Source organism: Candidatus Nitrotoga sp. AM1P (assembly GCF_013168275.1).
GTDB lineage: Bacteria > Pseudomonadota > Gammaproteobacteria > Burkholderiales > Gallionellaceae > Nitrotoga.
On the sequence record NZ_AP019547.1, the window covers coordinates 1,994,698 to 2,011,488 of the forward strand.

Consider the following 16,791-nt stretch of genomic DNA (forward strand, 5'->3'; position numbering starts at 1 on the left):
GTGTTAACCCAGTTATTTTAGTATTTAATGAGCCGTTACTGATTCCAAATATCAAACAATTTGTTACCTGAAATTTATTTACAAAAGATTGAACTCAGAATTAAATCTGTCAATCACCAACAAACAGAATTTCACTGTTCACATCTCATCGTTATTCATCTTGCATATCACTTTACGACAAAGGTAAGAAATACTTTAGGACACTCCAAGGTTTTCTTAATGCAAGCAGGATGCTATCTGAGTAAAGGAACCTGTTTAACTTGCTTATCCATTTGTTTGGGTATGTCGCCGGGCTTTCCAACTTTTTCCAGAAGCTCATTCAATCCGACAGGCTTCTTTGGTATATCGCTAGATTTTCCGACATTCTCCAAAAGATCACCTAATCCGCTAAGTTTTTTGCGGAATTCTTCGCTGACATCATGCGCCTGCTGATTATTGGCCACCAAACGCGGTGTAATCAGAAGAACCAGTTCGGTGCGATTATTAGCAAAGGTCTGAGCACCAAACAATCCACCGATATATGGAATTTTCGATAGGTACGGCAATCCGCTACTGGCTACGGTTTTGTTATCCGTAATTAATCCGCCCAATACCATGGTTTCGCCGGATTTAACCACCACTGTGGTTTTTACCGCACGTTTGCTGATAGTAGGTGAATTAATTGAAGAGGTTGTAGTTATTGAGGCCGCACTAACTTCTTGATTAATATCCATCGTAACTTGGCCACCGGCATTGATACGCGGCGTAACCGTTAATAAAATTCCGGTATCAATATACTGAATTGAAGCAATAAGCCCTGTGGCAGAGCCTAAAACAGATTGAGTTTGGCTGGTAATCGGCACCCGATCGCCGACCTGAATTTTGGCGGTCTGGTTGTCTGTGACCATTATATGCGGCGAGGAAATCACCTTGACGCGCGAATCAGTTGCCAACAAATTGAGTGCAGCAGCCACTCCGCCCGCCACATTCGAATTAGTCATCATATAGGAAAAACCAGGAGCCAATGCACTAATCCCCGGGCCGCCAATATCGAGCTTGCCGCTTCCGCGTTGTCCATTTTTGAAAGCCCATTCCAGGCCAAACTTCAAATCACCGGTTAGCGTTACCTCGGCGATGGTAACATCAATTAAAACCTGTCGCGGTGGCACATCAAGCTTGCGAATGGCGGTTTCTATTTTTTCGTAATTGGCTGGCGAGGCAAGAATCAACAGGGCATTATTGTCCTTGTCGGCGAGCACGCGAACGTCCCCCTTAACCGCGACGCTATCGCCAGCAGCAGCTTGCTGTTCCGGAGTTGCTTCCACGGGAGTTTCTGTTGACTTTACCTCTGCCGGAGCCAAGCCAGGAGCAAGCGCAGGCGGAAGCGAAGTTGAGGCTGCTGATTTACTGAATACATTGTTGAGCAATGCTGCCAGCTTCTCAGCCATTCCATTCTGTACCGGATAAACGAACAAGCGCATGCCACCACCAACCCCACCCGTATGATCCAAACGTTCAATCCAAATTTTGGCCTGCTCCAGATATTTGGGCTGCTGCGTGATAACCAGAATAGCATTAAGGCGCTCGATGGGTACCAGTTTCACAACTCCAGCCAACGGGCTGAGCGCCTGAGCGCCAAAAATTTTATTAAGATCAGCTACTGCAGTCTTCACATCAACACTTTGCAACGTGAACAAAGCAACTGACATACCTGACAACCAATCCACATCGAACATGGCGATGGTGTCCTGTAAATGTTTTAATTCGCGTTCAGTACCGGAAAGAATAATAAGGTTGCGTGGTTCATCGATACGCACGGCATTCGCTTCAGTAACAAATGGCTCAAGAATCTTTACCATTTCCTTGGCGGCGATAAATTTTAACGGCGCGATCTGAACACTGTAACCACGGCCACCTTGCAATATTACCTTATCGTCTCCTAATTGCGGGGTGATCGAACCGCGTGTGGCCGTAGCAGCTGGCACCACTTTGTAAATCCCTTCTTCCCTGATGATCGCTGCACCATTCATGCGCAACAACGTTTCCAGTGTTGGCAACAAATCCTTCCTCTGAAGGGGACTGCTGGTATGTAAATTGATTACTCCTTGCACCTTAGGATCAATGATGTAAGTTTCATTGAATATATCGCCGACAATTGCTTTGACAACCTCGCGTAAGTCAGCACCCTCGAAATTGAGCATCATTTCGTCTCCTGCAGCTGGTTTGGCCACGCTTGCAACTGGCGGTACTGGCGCATTGACAAATACACCAGTACCGGGATACAACTTGACCTTCTCCGGGCCATCGACAACGACAAGCTTCTCCTCTTTCTTGTTCTTGGTCTCCGTATCGCTAATATTCTGCGTAACGAAGTATGGCTTCACGATCTCTTCGTTTTTCTTTTCATCGCTCTTCTTTTCATCACTTTTCTTTTCATCGCTCTTCTTGGCTTCAAATGTCTTGAAGAAAGTAGCACACCCTCCCAGAACAGGGAGCGTAATCATAACTAGTATCCAATGCCGGTAAGCTTTATTCATACCCGTTCTCTTTTCTCTGTAATAGCGTTTTAACTTCTTAATAAAAATATATTTGTTTATTCAGGTGGTTGTTGTCGCAATGCACGTCGGCGTTCAAAAACAGACCGTGGATCATCCACGTTCTTCTCTGGAGCTGAAGTTGACGCCCCAGGCAGTGGCACAACGGGAGCGGCAAGTTGCGCTGACGCATGTGGGCTTCCGGACTTTCCTGGCCCCGGCACTGTCTTGATTTTCAATATTATTTCCTCGTGCTCATCACCCTGTTTGAAAGTGATTTTATCACGCTCCAATTTTTCAACTTGCATGCCGTTGATTTCTTGGCCCAGCTCGACACGCACCATCTTGCGAGAAGCGACTTCTCGTAACAACGCAATATTTTTATCCTTGGTAATAATGATGCCGTCCAAAATAAACTGCCCTTTGCGCATGGTTGGTTTGGGCGGCTCTATCGCAACAGACACAAGCGGTGGGGACGGCGGCGACAACAAAGACCCTGGACGGCGAGTAGACATAGGCGATGCCGAACGCTGGCTAGGCACGAATTTGGGAGGCAGTGGGCGACGGCTTGAGACAAACAGTGGCCGTGCCAATATCTCTGTATAAGATTTGTCCAGTGAGCGTAAAGCGAACTCTGGCTGCAATGACAGCACTACCGGCCTGGCTTTTTGAGACTTTGGTGGCGGCACGGGCAGGTTGACGCGACGACCCCAACCAAGTTCGGTGCCAATCGTCCCGGTCAGAAACAAGATCAACGCCAACAATAATAGGGTTGTGAAATGGCGAGGTTCGAAGGACAATTTCATTTTTTATCCGCTACCAACGTATAGCCAGATGCATCAAACTGCGCTATTAGTTCCGGCTCTGTCACGGGCGCGCCCTTATTCAAAGCATTCGCCTGCGAGCGTATGCTGACATTATCAAGCAGCAGATAGGGCTGAACTGTTTCTACAGCATAAAGAATTTTTCTCAGCGTGGGCAGGTTGCTGGTAAATTGAATGTTAACCGTAACACGACGATAACCACCGTCATCCTTGAATGGCACCACCTGCATGCTGACTAGCTTACCCCCATTGGCCTCGATCAGATTTTTAGCGGTTTCCTGGATTTCCGAAGCGGCCAATGCAACGCCGGTATTTCTTAGGAAATGCTGGCGACCATTTTTTTGCTTTACCTGATCGAGTGCCGACTGGACTTCGGCATGAGTCGCTACAACGTGCCGGTAACGTCCCAAGTAATCAGCCAGACTATCCAGCGACTGGTCGTAATGGCGATGCAACATATTAATCGGGATGAACAGCAGCAAAACACCAATCGTCAGGAACAATATTAACAACCCAATGGCCAAGCCACGACTTTGATTTTTACTGAGGGCACGCATCAGGGTTGAGCCTTTGGATATGGCGCCGCTTTTATTGCCTGTTTAACTGGCGTATTCGAAACTGGCGGCGCTGGCTTAAGGGCTGGGATTCGTAGCGGCAATGGCGAATTAAACTTCTCCGCTTCAAGCTTGCTGGATTCAGACATAGGTTGCTCTGATTTGCTGGCGCCGTTATCGAGTTTGCCTGATTCAGGCTCGATAGCGGGCGATGGTGGTTGTAATGCAGACTGTTGGGGCGCGGGCACAATGACTTCAGCAGGCGGCACTGTCTTAATTTCTGCCGCCAGATGGTAACGCTCGCTGTTTGGCATATTTCCTTTGGTCAGCGGCGAGCGAAAGTTGGCGTCATGCAAAATCTTGGCGCTCTCAATCAAGGCGATCAATTTCGACGAGGAGCCGGTTTCCCCCTGGATTTGCAGCTCCTTACCTTTGAGATTGAATTGTTGCACCCAGGTATCGTCCGGTAATAGGTGAGATAATTCGTCCAGCAATATTATTAGTGGCGGGACTGCCTGCTTTTTATCTAGCATAAAATTAAATTCTGCGGCTAGCCTTTCTTGTTCACGCCGCAATACGTCGGTTTCTCTCGCTTGCTGCTTGGCACGATCAACTATCGGCAACAGTGCAATCACGGCTTGTCGCTTCTGCCAGATCGGAATGGTTATAGCGATCATTGCCAGTATCAGCATTAGCAGCAATAACCCAGCATTGGTTCCACGCAACTTGGAAGGCTTAGTAGTGCTGCGCTCAGCGGGCATCAGGTTGATGGCATCGCCGTCCGGCACAGCAATGCCAGCAACATACACGGCATTGACTGGTGCACCCCAACGCTCCAGCAGCTCAAGCGACCTATCCACCGCTGAGCGTGGTACAACCACCAGCTTCACGACAAGCTGGTTTTTTTGGTTTTCCACATGCAACACACGAAAATCAAAATAAACTTGCTCAGCTTTAAATGGGGTATGGCGATCCATTTCAAAACCTAGCACTTGGCGCAGATTCTTAGCTGCCGCCAGAGGCAGCTCGACCTGTTTGACTAGGCATTGAGTATCAGTGAGACACAACGCAACCTGCTCATCGCGTTTATGTAGCTTGCTAAAAAGTGCCTGAAAGGCAATGCTTTGAGTATCATGATCGCCAGATTGCCTATCGACTTGACCCTGCACGGTCAAGCTGTCTTTCAGCCAGCGCCGCAGTATAACGGCTTGAGGAGTAACTTCTATCAGCAGTCCATTAGCGGTATTTGCCCTGGATTGCCGCAACCATTGTGGCACAAGCACAATGAGTTCACCCGACCACCAACGCCAAAAGTGCCCAAGTGGAGAGTTTTTGTCAAAAGTAAAGCGCGACTGGCGCGCGGTTTGAATTTTATTTGTCATGTAAAGCTGCAGTGCGCATGGAGCGTTCCTCTCATCCCAGCAAAGAGAGGCTTAAGAGCAATGTGTTCTGCCTTAATGACAGAAGAAGTGCATGATAATCAATTGTTACTATAATTCGCTCTGTCTTTATCAACATCTGGCTATTCTAAGGTGCAGTCACTCAATACATGGATACGCAACGACACATCCAAAGGTTGCTTGGAGTTAGCTAATTATCGTTAAGTTCAATCAAAGCTTTATACTTATTATAAAAATTAGAATAATGCATTCATCAGGGCACTGTCATTTGAATTTTTCGCCTGAACTTCAAATATCCTCAGAAAGCATACGTTGATAATGGATATACAACATTCCATATGGGAATAGGGCAATCATTAATTTTGATGGAAATTGCGCGATCAGCTCTCTTACTTATCGCTCCGCGCAAATGGAAAGTGGATTAATCGCGCACAGTCTATTAGTTAATAGCTGCTGGTCCTTCAACGATCGGCTTTGGAGTCGCTTCCCCTTCCTTCCAGGAAAAAAAAACGAACTTACGAACGGTGCCTTGATCAACTTTTACCACAGTTTCACGTACAAACACTGTACCATCTGGCAATGCCGCTTCGGCACGAACACTATACACGGAACCGTCGTCACCCGCTACAGCAGCGGCAGCCGGTGCAAACGGTGGTGGCGGTAAATTTTTGAGTAAAGCCTCCTGACGTGCTAAAAGATAAGCGTCTACCAGCGCTATATTGGCACCGGGTAGTGCAAGCAAAACTTTTCTCGGCGCAATAGCTGCATTTATCCCAGCCTGATGTGAATCTACAGTCAGTGCATCTGCCAGATTTGCGTATAGCTCTGGTGTCATGCCCAACACCCGCTGCAATTCATTAACCGTTTCGAACGGTGCATTAGCCGGGCGGTATTTCAACCCGGCAGCTTTGTATTCCGCAACCTCGGCACCTTTAGGACGCGGCAAATCATCACCGTCGCGCCAATCCACAATAGCATTCAGCAGGACATTGCTTTCTTCATCGTTAAGACCGACACTTTTTAACAAGCCCTTCAGCAAATCGTCTGACGCACTATTAATGTCAATTTTACCGGATACATCCAAGAGCGTAATGTTGAGCTTGGCACCCCCGAATTCCCACTGATGTGGCGCGCCATCGCCCTTCCATCGCTGCAGATCGCTGGCCGGTTTGAACATTTCATAGAACGCACGCTGCATGCCACCATCAGCCACCGCCTGGGCACGTGCTGCAGCTGCTAAATTCTGGGCTAGCAGCGTATCAGTACGCATGCTGAAAGCGAAACTGGCAGCAATCACCGTCAACAGTGTGGTTGCCCACAACACCAGCACCAATGCAATACCATGTTGGTGTTTTTTGTTGATCACGGCCTTCATTCACTCACGCATCGATTGGTAGCGCTGTCCCACATACAGCCAGTATCAGAACCGATCAGCGGTGCGACCACTAAATCCGGCCAAACGCGACCATTACTGAATTTGACTCGAACACGAATCAGGTAGGGTAACCGCTGTTGAGTATCTCGATTTCCCCACTGGTCTCGCCATTGTGGCTCAGCATCTTTGGTTTCAGCACCAAAATAAGCAAAGCTTAATTCCTCTACATGATCCGCCAATACAATTTTTTCGGCATTTTCCAATGCGGTAAAATCAACACTGTCTGCGTCTGGAATAACCCGCCTCATTACTAATTGGCCAATATCCTTATCCTGCACCAGCTCCAAACTAATCAGGAACAAACCACCCGGACCTAATCGCACAGCAATCGGAGCCACTAGCTTGAGACTATCTGGCTGACCGACGAACGCCAGATTCATATCTGCTTTTTTCTTCCAGTGAAATGGAGTGACTTGGCTTAATTCACGCCGCAAAAATCCTTGCAGCAAAGCCAAATGTGTCGAATTTTCAGCACGCATCTCGCCAGCATCCCAGCTGCGTGCGCCTAAACGCATGCCACCAAACAGCAAGGCCAGGATAAAACCGAGCAAAGACATGGCAATTAGAAGTTCCAGCAAGGTGAAGCCGGTAACGCTGTGTTTATCCTGGCTCACAACGCTACTCCATTCACCAGTCGCAGCGTTTTCAGGCTGGCCGAGCGCGGCTGGTCGCTACCGCCCCATCGTACCTGAATTTCCACTTCCAGCAATGACACAGGTAAAATCGGCACTGGCACTCCAGTCTGGTTGCTCGTCTGTGTTGGAGCCACCAGATAAGGTCGAATACTGACATGCCAACGATAAACTGTATCAAATTCGCCATCGCTCTCACTTACTTTCAATGGAGTCTCGATGCCTATCGATGCTAACTTACTTTGACCCAGCAACATTGCCTGCTGATATTCGTCAACACGACTGGCATTTCGCAAACCGCCAGAAAAAATCTGCATCAATACGCCTAATATCAGTGCCAGAATTACAAATGCCACCAGCACTTCAAGCAAAGAAAAGCCACGACTGAATTTATACATGCTTAAGGGGATTGTCAGCAAATAGCCTGGATATTTTCGCGGGTCTTAACTGATGCAATGTCATAGCAACGACCGCTTACATTAGATACAGCCAAAATTTCCAAATCGTCCAGATTCACATACAGCTCTTAATTGAGAATGGTGACCTGGCCAGTCAGCCAGTCGACATTAATATCGTATTTACGGACACCTGATGTTACCGTGATACGACCGCCAGTGGAGCTTCCATCCGGGTAGAAACGAATCGCGCCGACTTTGTCGGGCAGTAATTCAGATTGCGCTGTGAACAAGCTAATGTCCAACTTTGTAGGTAAGGCATAGCGGCGCTGATCGCCACTCACTTTGAAATTTCGTTTTTCAACATCCAGTGTCAATGTCGATTCTTCTTTTCGCGTGACTGCTTGGCTGCGCGCTTGCCGTAAGCCAGCCGCCAGTTGGCGCGCCGCGCCCTTTAGTTCGGTGCCGGGCAGACCAGCAGAGATCATCGGCACCGCCAAGGCATATACCATCGCCATCAGCATCAGCACCACCAGTAATTCAAGCAGGGTAAAACCGGCGCTGGCACGCGATTTTATTCGCCCCAATTATTGATATCCTTGTTTTCGCCTTCGCCACCCTCACGATTATCAAGGCCAAGTGAACTGATATCAAAATCTTTGTTGTGCTGTCCCGGCGAAGCATAATGGTAATCATTGCCCCACGGATCTTTTGGCACCATCTTCGATCCCTTAATATAAGGACCGTTCCAACCAGTCGCACCAGTGGGTGCCTCGATCAATGCCGACAAGCTTTCCTGTGAAGTGGGATAGCGTCCTACTTCCAGCTTGAACAATTCCAAGCTCTGCCCAAACTGCTCGATTTGCAGCTTACCCGTTTTGCTTTTCGATGTACCAAGGTAATCCATTACTTTGGGCCCTACCAAGCCAGCCAACAGGCCCAAAATTACCAGCACTACCAGCAACTCAAGCAAGGTAAATCCTGTTTCCCGGCGTACCCGATTCATCCTGTTCATAATATCTCTCTCCAAAAATGTACCATTCTATTTCCTATGTTTTCCATGCTTCCTGAACACATCATTGCTTACGATAGAGTTCGATAAGGCTGAGCACCGTCATACAGTCGGACTCGCAATCGCTGCTTACATCGCCAAGTCGTTAACGCTGAGGATGGCAAGCAGAATTGACATAATAATACCGCCAATCAACAGCCCCAGCCCCAAAATCAGCACTGGCTCCATTAGACTTAACATACGCTTGACCGTTGTTTGCACCTCATTGTCATACACATCTGCAACGCGCAGCAGCATTTCTTCAAGCTGCCCCGTTTCTTCGCCAACCACTACCATATGAACCGCAAGTTTGGGAAACAAACCCGTTTCCATCATTGGCTTGCCCAAACCCAATCCTTGCTTGAGCTGATTCGCTACGCTATCGAGTCCTTCAGCCATGACGCTATTACTTAAAGTTTCTTTGATAATAAAGAGCGCGTTCAATAAAGTCACTCCGTTGCCGAGCAAAGTGCCTAAGCTGCGACTAAAGCGGGCCACCTCGATCTTTGCCACCAAGTCGCCTACCAACGGCAGACGCAGAAAAATGCCATCCCAGCGGTAGCGGCTGGTAGGGTTTTGCATTTGCTGTCGCAACAGCGCATAAATGGCTAGCCCACCAATCAGCAATATCCACCAGTCATGCCGTAGAAAATCACCCGCGGCAATAACGATTTGCGTTGGCAGCGGCAGGGTTTTACCGGATTGCTGAAACATCAGGGAAAACTGTGGCACAACGAATATCAGCAACATCATCACCGAACCAGCTGCCACCAACATCAGGATTGCGGGATAAATTAATGCAGATGTAACAGTTTGCTTGAGCGCTTTGGCGCGTTCCATGAATTCAGTGATACGCGTCAGCACCGGACCAAGTGCGCCCCCAGCCTCGCCAGCACGCACCATATTGAGGTAAAAACGGGAAAACACGCCTTTCTGCGCTTCCATCGCTACGGAAAGCGAAGCGCCTCCGCGCACGTCGTCGCGCACCTGTGTTAGCAGGTTACGCACTTTATCGTTTTCCGATAACTCGACCAGAATTTCTAATGCCCGATCAAGCGGCAAGCCGGCATGTAGTAAAGTTGCAATTTCACTCGTGAATACGCCAATTTCTGCCTGACTCACTCGACTGGAGCGTAACCATCCGAATGAAGTGTTTCCGGCAGCTCGTTCCAGCTGCGCCAGTTCAATCTGAATCGGAATATAACCCATAGCCCGCAAACGATCTACGACCGCTTCATTAGTACGGGCTTCCATTTCGCCTTCCAGCGCTTCGCCGTCTGCACTAACCGCGTTGTATTGAAACACCGGCAAAATTAAGCCTCCCGCGTCACGCGCAATACTTCCTCAATGGTCGTAACCCCTGCCATCACTTTGCGCAAACCATTATCAAACATGGTTCGCATGCCTTGATCGATTGCCAGCTTGCGGATTTCTCCAGCAGTTGCGTGCTGCATCACTAAACTGCGAATACCGTCACTCATCGGAAGTATTTCCACAATACTGACTCGACCAATATAGCCAGTGTGACCACAATGTGGACAGCCAACCGCATGATAAAGTTCAATCGGACGCGCTTCGGTAAAGCGATGTAACTCCATTTCCTCAACCACTTCGGGCAGCACGGTTCGCAATTGACGACATTGTTCACACAGTGTACGCACCAGGCGCTGCGCTAAAATACCAATAACGGTGGATGTCAAAAGGTAATCGTCCATGCCCATATCGAGCAGACGGTTAATTGTGCTGGCAGCATCGTTAGTGTGCAGAGTGGACAGCACCAAGTGACCCGTAAGTGCAGCCTGTACGGCAATTTGTGCTGTTTCCAAATCGCGGATTTCGCCGATCATGATTACGTCTGGATCCTGGCGTACAATAGAGCGAAGGGCGTTGGCAAAAGTAAGGCCGATCTGCGCTTTGACCTGAATCTGGTTTACACCTTCCATCTGATATTCAACCGGGTCTTCCACCGTGAGTATCTTCACATCCGATTTGTTCAGCGTTTGTAATGCGGTGTAGAGCGTAGTAGTTTTGCCACTCCCGGTAGGGCCGGTGGCCAGAATAATGCCATGGGGTTGCTGCAATACATCTATGAATACTTTGAGCACATCATCATCAAATCCCAGTGCGGCAAAATTTAGGGTAGTACCACTCTTGTCGAGAATCCGCATAACCACGCTCTCACCATGCATGGTAGGCACAGTAGAAACACGCAAATCGACTTCTTTACTCTGAATTCGCAATTTGATGCGGCCATCTTGTGGCAGACGCCGTTCTGCAATATCCAAGCTTGCCATGATTTTAATCCGCGATATGACGGCAGCGGACAAGCGTCGCGGCGGCGACTCTACCTCGTGCATCACTCCGTCTACCCGGTAACGCACGATCAGACGATTTTCGAATGGCTCGATGTGAACATCGGATGCACGTGCCTCCAGCGCATGACCAATAATCAAATTAACCAGACGGATAACCGGCGCCTCGCTGGCAAGATCCTTAAGATGCTGCACATCGTCGCCCGCACCTTCTTCATCGAGGGTTTCGATGTCGCCGACAATTTCCCCCATCGACGTCTTGCCGCTACCATAAAGACGTTCGAAAGCGCTTTCCATATCCGACTGCACTGCCACACGTACACTGACCGAACGATGCGTTAGCAAGCCAAAGGCATTGATGACGTATTGATCAAGTGGATCCACTAGCGCCAACACCAGCACGTGTTCATCTTCATGTAGCGGCAACGCTCTAGACTCTTTGAGAAAACGCACCGATACGCGCTCTTCCAGCAAGGGTACTTGGGGATAATCAGTCGGCTCCACTAATATCAGCCCTAGCTGTGTCGCCAATGCCTCTGCCACATCACGGGCAGAAACCACGCCCAGCTTTAATAACAGTACGCCAATACGCTCGTGTTCGCCGACTTCATCTTGCTGCAAGTTTAGCGCGCGCTCCAAATCGAGCGTACTCAGCTTCCCCTGCTCAACTAACCATTCTCCTAAACGTTTGCTCAACTGGATGCTTTCTGTGCAAAAAAGTGCAGGAATGGTATCACGAACATGTGGATTTTCGCGCAGGCAGGCTGTCATTCGCTTTTAATCAAGCCACAACATGAAGCATGTGCAGGCAGTCTCAAGGCAAAAAACGCAGGCGGATACTGCTTGAAATCAAAAGTGTTTGGTGTGTACGTGCCAAATTTAATGATGGGAACGATACTAGGGATAAAACAAAAACAAGCGATATCCAGTTGGTTTAAGGTCGGCAGTATCAAGATGTAGTTTGATGCCAATCTCATGGTTGGATAGTAACCCTTGTTTTTCGTCCTCACCGGGTTTGAGATATTCCGCTGGAGGGAAGATGCGACGCGCCAGTGCCTCATCCATCGAGTTGGTGAGTGTCAATTCGAGATTGGGATAGGTTTGCGCGTAAGGCGCACGGTTTCGCAAGATGGCATTGAGAACGATAGCGCTCGCTTGTTTCGGATCGGATTCCAGATCAGAAGACTCTATGCTCAACTGGTCAATTTTTTCCGGTAGCGGGATATCGCAGTTGAGTAGTTTGCAATAGGACGCGAGTGCTAGCTTGGTGCCCGGCAGGTGCGCGACCAGTTCGACACGAAAAAAATGCACAGTCTGTGCCAGTAACACTATGAACAACAGCAATGTGACCAACACCCACGACCAGTGAACATTCTTTTTAATGACTGAAGGACTGATTTCCAGTGCGTCTTCTTTACTAGCCGTCGCAAGATGGCTGAAATCATATTTATCGTGGGTTGCGGGGATACGCTCTGCCGGACTTTTAACCGGCACTTGTTGCATTTCCACTACATCCAGGGTCAGGGCAAGTTGCGGGCTAAGTTCGTTATCATGCAATTGTTTTATTGCGTTGAATATTGCCTGGCAACGTCCGCAACGCACCATACCCTGATGCATATCCAGCTGAACTTGGCTGACCTTAAAGCGGGTGCCACACTCCGGGCATTGGGTGACTGCATTCATCGCTTCACTCCGGATAAGCATGCCCAACCTTCTTCCACAACCGGTGGCCTGAAGTCAAACCATTGACCATAGATTTCCATGACGTCTCCGGCCTGTTCGCTGAGTACGCCGGATAATACAATCTGACCACCTTGCCACGTTGAGCCTGCCAGCAATGGCGCGAGTACTTTGAGAGGATTGGTAAGAATATTGGCGACTACAATGTCGACGTGTTGTTTCGGTGCGGCATTAGGCAAATAGAACTGCGCGTCAACTTGATTAACCATTGCATTGTCGCGGCTGGCTTGCACGGCTTGTGCATCCAGGTCTACGCCCGTGGCGCTGGCAGCGCCTAATTTGAGCGCAGCGATGGTCAGAATACCCGAGCCGCAGCCATAATCCAGAACGGACTCACCCCCTTGCAAATGACTGTCCAACCAGCGCAGACACAAACGGGTCGTGGGATGGCTCCCGGTACCAAAAGCCAAGCCGGGATCGAGGGTAATGTTAATGGCACTGGGATCGAGCGGGGTGTGCCAGGTAGGCACGATCCAGAGGCGCTGCGAAATGCGGATGGGGTTAAACTGTAATTGAGTCAGGCGCACCCAGTCGTTGTCCGCCAAGGTTGCGATGACATAGTTTGGCGGTTTTTGCAGCCCGATGGCATGTGCCGCCTCCAGCATAATTGCATCTATCGGCGTATCTTCGATAAATAGAGCGGTAACGCGATTGTGTGACCACAGATGAGAGACAGGTTCGCCCGGTTCCCCAAATATGGCTTGCTCATTCGAGGTATCAGCATCTGCATCGTGAATGTCCACCGATAGTGCGCCGAGTGCCAACAGAGCCTCACTCAGCATCTCCGCCTGAGATGCAGATGCAGTGACCGTCAGCGTAAGCCAAGCCATGTTATTTTACCTTGATACGTTCGGCTAGCTTGTGTTCCAGATAGTGAATGCTGGTGCCACCTCGTAGAAAAGCAGCATCTAACATGAGCTCCTGATGCAGCGGGATATTAGTCTCGATACCCTCTACCGCCATTTCTGATAGGGCGGTACGCATGCGGGCTATCGCCTGTTGGCGATTGTCCCCATATGCGATGATTTTGCCGATCATGGAATCATAGTGAGGCGGCACGAAGTAATTAGCGTACACATGCGAATCCACGCGAATGCCCGGGCCACCAGGAGGATGCCAAGTAGTAATGCGGCCAGCCGAAGGTGTGAACTTGTAGGGATGTTCGGCATTGATGCGGCATTCAATGGCATGACCTTTAAGCGTAATATCATTTTGCTTGAAACTGAGTTTTTCACCGGCAGCGATACGGATCTGCTGTTGCACGATATCTATGCCCGTAATCATTTCGCTGACCGGATGCTCTACCTGTATACGAGTGTTCATTTCAATGAAAAAAAATTCATCGTTTTCATACAGAAATTCAAAAGTTCCCGCACCGCGATAGCCAATCTTGCGGCAAGCTGCCGCACAACGCTCACCAATTTTATTACGGAGACGAGTATTAAGCAGCGGTGCTGGCGCTTCCTCAAGAATTTTCTGATGGCGGCGTTGCATTGAGCAGTCGCGCTCACCTAAATATACCGCATTGCCATAAGAATCAGCCAGTACTTGAAATTCGATGTGGCGTGGGTTCTGCAAAAACTTTTCCATATACACCACAGGATTATTAAACGCCGCCTGCGCCTCGCCACGCGTCATGACCACGGCATTCAGCAACGCGGCTTCGGTATGCACTACGCGCATACCACGTCCGCCCCCGCCCCCGGCGGCCTTGATAATAACCGGATAACCGATACTGCGTGCAATCTTGGTAATTTCGGTTGGATTATCTGGCAGTGCGCCATCCACACCTGGTACACAAGGAATACCGGCTTTTTTCATCGCGTTTTTGGCGGACACTTTGTCGCCCATCAAACGAATGGTTTCCGGCCGTGGGCCAATGAATACAAACCCACTCTTTTCCACACGCTCAGCGAAGTCAGCATTCTCAGACAAAAAACCATAGCCTGGGTGGATGGCCTGTGCATCGGTAACTTCCGCTGCACTAATGATGGATGGAATGTGCAAATAGCTATTTAGCGAGGAAGCCGGGCCAATACATACCGACTCATCGGCCAGTTTGACATACTTGGCATCTGCATCAGCTTCGGAATGCACGGCAACGGATTTAATGCCCATTTCACGACAAGCGCGCTGAATTCTTAAGGCAATCTCGCCTCGATTTGCGATGAGAATTTTTTCAAACATTATTTAACCAATGATAAAAAGAGGTTGACCATATTCCACTGGCTGGCCACTCTCGACCAGAACCGCACTAATGACACCGCTTTGGTCAGCTTCGATTTCGTTGAGCAGCTTCATTGCTTCGATAATACAAAGAGTATCGCCCACGCTTACGCTCTGGCCCACTTCCACAAAGGGTTTGGCACCAGGGGAGGGACTGCGGTAAAAACTACCAACCATCGGCGATTTCACTACGTGACCATCTGGTGCTGCGGGTTCGGCAAGCTCAGCAGGCACATCGGACAGCTGTGGGGCAAGCGTGGTCATATGCTGCTGCGGTGCAGCATAAACATGCTGCACCGCAGCAGCAGAACGTACAATGCGCACGCGTTCTTCGCCTTCACTGATTTCCAGCTCGGCAATACCGGAGCTTTCAACCAGTTCAATCAAGGTCTTAAGTTTACGTAAATCCATAATTAGCTCCTAACAGAATATTGCAGCGCGTATTGCACTGCGAGTTCATAACCGGTTGCACCCAGACCGCTGATAACGCCGATAGCAAGATCAGAAAAATATGATTCTTTGCGGAACGGTTCCCGTGCAAACACATTGGAAAGATGGACTTCAATAAATGGGATGGCCACCGCCGCTAGTGCATCGCGTAAAGCCACACTGGTATGCGTAAACGCAGCAGGGTTAATGACAATAAAATCGGTACCATCCTGGCGCGCCAAATGCACACGATCTACTAAAGCAGATTCAGAGTTACTCTGAAAATACAACAGATTTGTACCTTGCATGCGTGCTAAATGCTGTAATTTGTTGTTAATTTCGTCTAATGTAATATGGCCATACACGCTTGGCTCGCGGCTACCGAGCAAGTTCAGATTGGGGCCATGTAGAACCAGAATGGTTTTCATGAACGCAGTTTGCCGCAAATTAGGACAAGTTGTCTATTATTTAGCAGAAATTGAGTGGAGTAATTATGCGAGACGTTCTTCTTGCAAACGTTTACGTAATTCCTCAACGGTAAAAATGGAGGGGATAAAACTTCCTCGCAATGCGAGTAAATCTTTTTCAACGCTCACCAATGCATCTACCTTGGCTTTGTGTGCCACGGCCAAAAATACTTGACTAAATATACCGTGCGATGGCATCCAGTTGGATATGGACGCTATTTCACAGTATGGAAAAAACTCTTCCAGCAACAGATCCTGCTCAGCGATCGACAGATCAAATTTTGGGTAATTCAATGAGTCAAATAAATCTTCTTTTGTTGCGTTACTGATTACCGGACGGATAGACTTCGCTTGCCAAGCCTTCTTCAACCATGCCAAATTTCCGTTGGCAAACAACAATGCAGAAAGTATTACATTGGTATCGAGAACAACGCGCATGTTATTCTTTGGGTCGACGCGCCCAAGCACAAGCGTCAGCTACATCTTTTTCGGAAATCCCCGATGCAATCAATTTTTCACGCACAGCTTCAACGCTTTGAACTAAGACGGGCGTCAAAGCATTAGTGGAACTGTCAACTTCAATATCAAAATGTTCAGAAGTTTCCACTGGAGAAACAATTCTATCTGGCGACGTAGTCTGATTGCTTGGAATTATCTTGACTTGCATGGTAGCTACCTCAGTGGCAAACAGAAATAATTTAAGGTAAACGCAACAAAATTGTACTTGAGAAAACGGACGTGCGCAACCGTAGACACCAGTGCCCAACCCTAAGTAACAGGTAGGATTTACCGACCTTAACTATCATTAAACAG

General features: G+C 48.7%; 18 protein-coding genes. All 18 read right to left on the reverse strand.

Annotated elements, in window-relative coordinates:
• Positions 1 to 233 precede the first annotated feature (233 nt).
• Positions 234 to 2,483 (reverse strand): type II secretion system secretin GspD, encoded by a 2,250-nt coding sequence (gspD, locus tag W01_RS08905; RefSeq protein ID WP_173053949.1) that lies wholly within the window; start codon positions 2,481 to 2,483, stop codon positions 234 to 236.
• 89 nt (positions 2,484 to 2,572) lie between these two features.
• Entirely contained in the window at positions 2,573 to 3,319 is a 747-nt protein-coding gene (locus tag W01_RS08910; protein ID WP_173053951.1) for a hypothetical protein, read from the reverse strand.
• Complete coding sequence (gene gspM, locus W01_RS08915) at positions 3,316 to 3,894, reverse strand: type II secretion system protein GspM (RefSeq protein ID WP_173053953.1); 579 nt, start codon at positions 3,892 to 3,894, stop codon at positions 3,316 to 3,318. The genes W01_RS08910 and gspM overlap by 4 nt, the downstream gene beginning before the upstream one ends.
• The gene (locus W01_RS08920) at positions 3,894 to 5,273 is read right to left on the reverse strand and encodes a PilN domain-containing protein (RefSeq protein ID WP_173053955.1); all 1,380 of its coding nucleotides are present in this window, start codon (positions 5,271 to 5,273) and stop codon (positions 3,894 to 3,896) included. Before W01_RS08920 ends, gspM begins: the two co-directional genes overlap by 1 nt.
• Before the next feature lie 457 nt (positions 5,274 to 5,730).
• Complete coding sequence (locus W01_RS08925; protein WP_173053957.1) at positions 5,731 to 6,657, reverse strand: type II secretion system minor pseudopilin; 927 nt, start codon at positions 6,655 to 6,657, stop codon at positions 5,731 to 5,733.
• 5 nt (positions 6,658 to 6,662) lie between these two features.
• The gene (locus W01_RS08930; protein ID WP_173053959.1) at positions 6,663 to 7,340 is read right to left on the reverse strand and encodes a prepilin-type N-terminal cleavage/methylation domain-containing protein; all 678 of its coding nucleotides are present in this window, start codon (positions 7,338 to 7,340) and stop codon (positions 6,663 to 6,665) included.
• The gene (locus W01_RS08935) at positions 7,337 to 7,756 is read right to left on the reverse strand and encodes a prepilin-type N-terminal cleavage/methylation domain-containing protein (protein ID WP_173053961.1); all 420 of its coding nucleotides are present in this window, start codon (positions 7,754 to 7,756) and stop codon (positions 7,337 to 7,339) included. The genes W01_RS08930 and W01_RS08935 overlap by 4 nt, the downstream gene beginning before the upstream one ends.
• 128 nt (positions 7,757 to 7,884) lie before the next feature.
• Positions 7,885 to 8,340, reverse strand: a complete 456-nt coding sequence (locus tag W01_RS08940; protein WP_173053963.1) for a GspH/FimT family pseudopilin — start codon at positions 8,338 to 8,340, stop codon at positions 7,885 to 7,887.
• A complete protein-coding gene (gene gspG / locus W01_RS08945) occupies positions 8,328 to 8,768 on the reverse strand; it encodes a type II secretion system major pseudopilin GspG (RefSeq protein WP_173053965.1) in 441 nt (146 codons plus the stop codon). Before gspG ends, W01_RS08940 begins: the two co-directional genes overlap by 13 nt.
• 126 nt (positions 8,769 to 8,894) lie before the next feature.
• Complete coding sequence (locus tag W01_RS08950) at positions 8,895 to 10,109, reverse strand: type II secretion system F family protein (protein ID WP_242007080.1); 1,215 nt, start codon at positions 10,107 to 10,109, stop codon at positions 8,895 to 8,897.
• Between the two features lie 8 nt (positions 10,110 to 10,117).
• Positions 10,118 to 11,812 (reverse strand): type II secretion system ATPase GspE, encoded by a 1,695-nt coding sequence (gene gspE / locus W01_RS08955; RefSeq protein WP_198421275.1) that lies wholly within the window; start codon positions 11,810 to 11,812, stop codon positions 10,118 to 10,120.
• A 201-nt stretch (positions 11,813 to 12,013) separates the two neighbouring features.
• Positions 12,014 to 12,799, reverse strand: a complete 786-nt coding sequence (locus W01_RS08960; protein ID WP_173055879.1) for a zinc-ribbon and DUF3426 domain-containing protein — start codon at positions 12,797 to 12,799, stop codon at positions 12,014 to 12,016.
• A complete protein-coding gene (gene prmA, locus W01_RS08965) occupies positions 12,796 to 13,686 on the reverse strand; it encodes a 50S ribosomal protein L11 methyltransferase (RefSeq protein ID WP_173053971.1) in 891 nt (296 codons plus the stop codon). Before prmA ends, W01_RS08960 begins: the two co-directional genes overlap by 4 nt.
• Position 13,687: 1 nt before the next feature.
• Positions 13,688 to 15,043, reverse strand: a complete 1,356-nt coding sequence (gene accC / locus W01_RS08970; RefSeq protein WP_173053973.1) for an acetyl-CoA carboxylase biotin carboxylase subunit — start codon at positions 15,041 to 15,043, stop codon at positions 13,688 to 13,690.
• A 3-nt stretch (positions 15,044 to 15,046) separates the two neighbouring features.
• Positions 15,047 to 15,493, reverse strand: coding sequence for an acetyl-CoA carboxylase biotin carboxyl carrier protein (accB, locus tag W01_RS08975; protein ID WP_173053975.1), 447 nt, complete (start codon positions 15,491 to 15,493; stop codon positions 15,047 to 15,049).
• Positions 15,494 to 15,495: 2 nt separating this feature from the next.
• Positions 15,496 to 15,939 (reverse strand): type II 3-dehydroquinate dehydratase, encoded by a 444-nt coding sequence (gene aroQ / locus W01_RS08980; protein ID WP_173053977.1) that lies wholly within the window; start codon positions 15,937 to 15,939, stop codon positions 15,496 to 15,498.
• 63 nt (positions 15,940 to 16,002) lie between these two features.
• Positions 16,003 to 16,416, reverse strand: coding sequence for a putative toxin-antitoxin system toxin component, PIN family (locus tag W01_RS08985; RefSeq protein WP_173053979.1), 414 nt, complete (start codon positions 16,414 to 16,416; stop codon positions 16,003 to 16,005).
• Position 16,417: 1 nt separating this feature from the next.
• Positions 16,418 to 16,645, reverse strand: coding sequence for an AbrB/MazE/SpoVT family DNA-binding domain-containing protein (locus W01_RS08990; RefSeq protein ID WP_173053981.1), 228 nt, complete (start codon positions 16,643 to 16,645; stop codon positions 16,418 to 16,420).
• Positions 16,646 to 16,791: the final 146 nt, after the last annotated feature.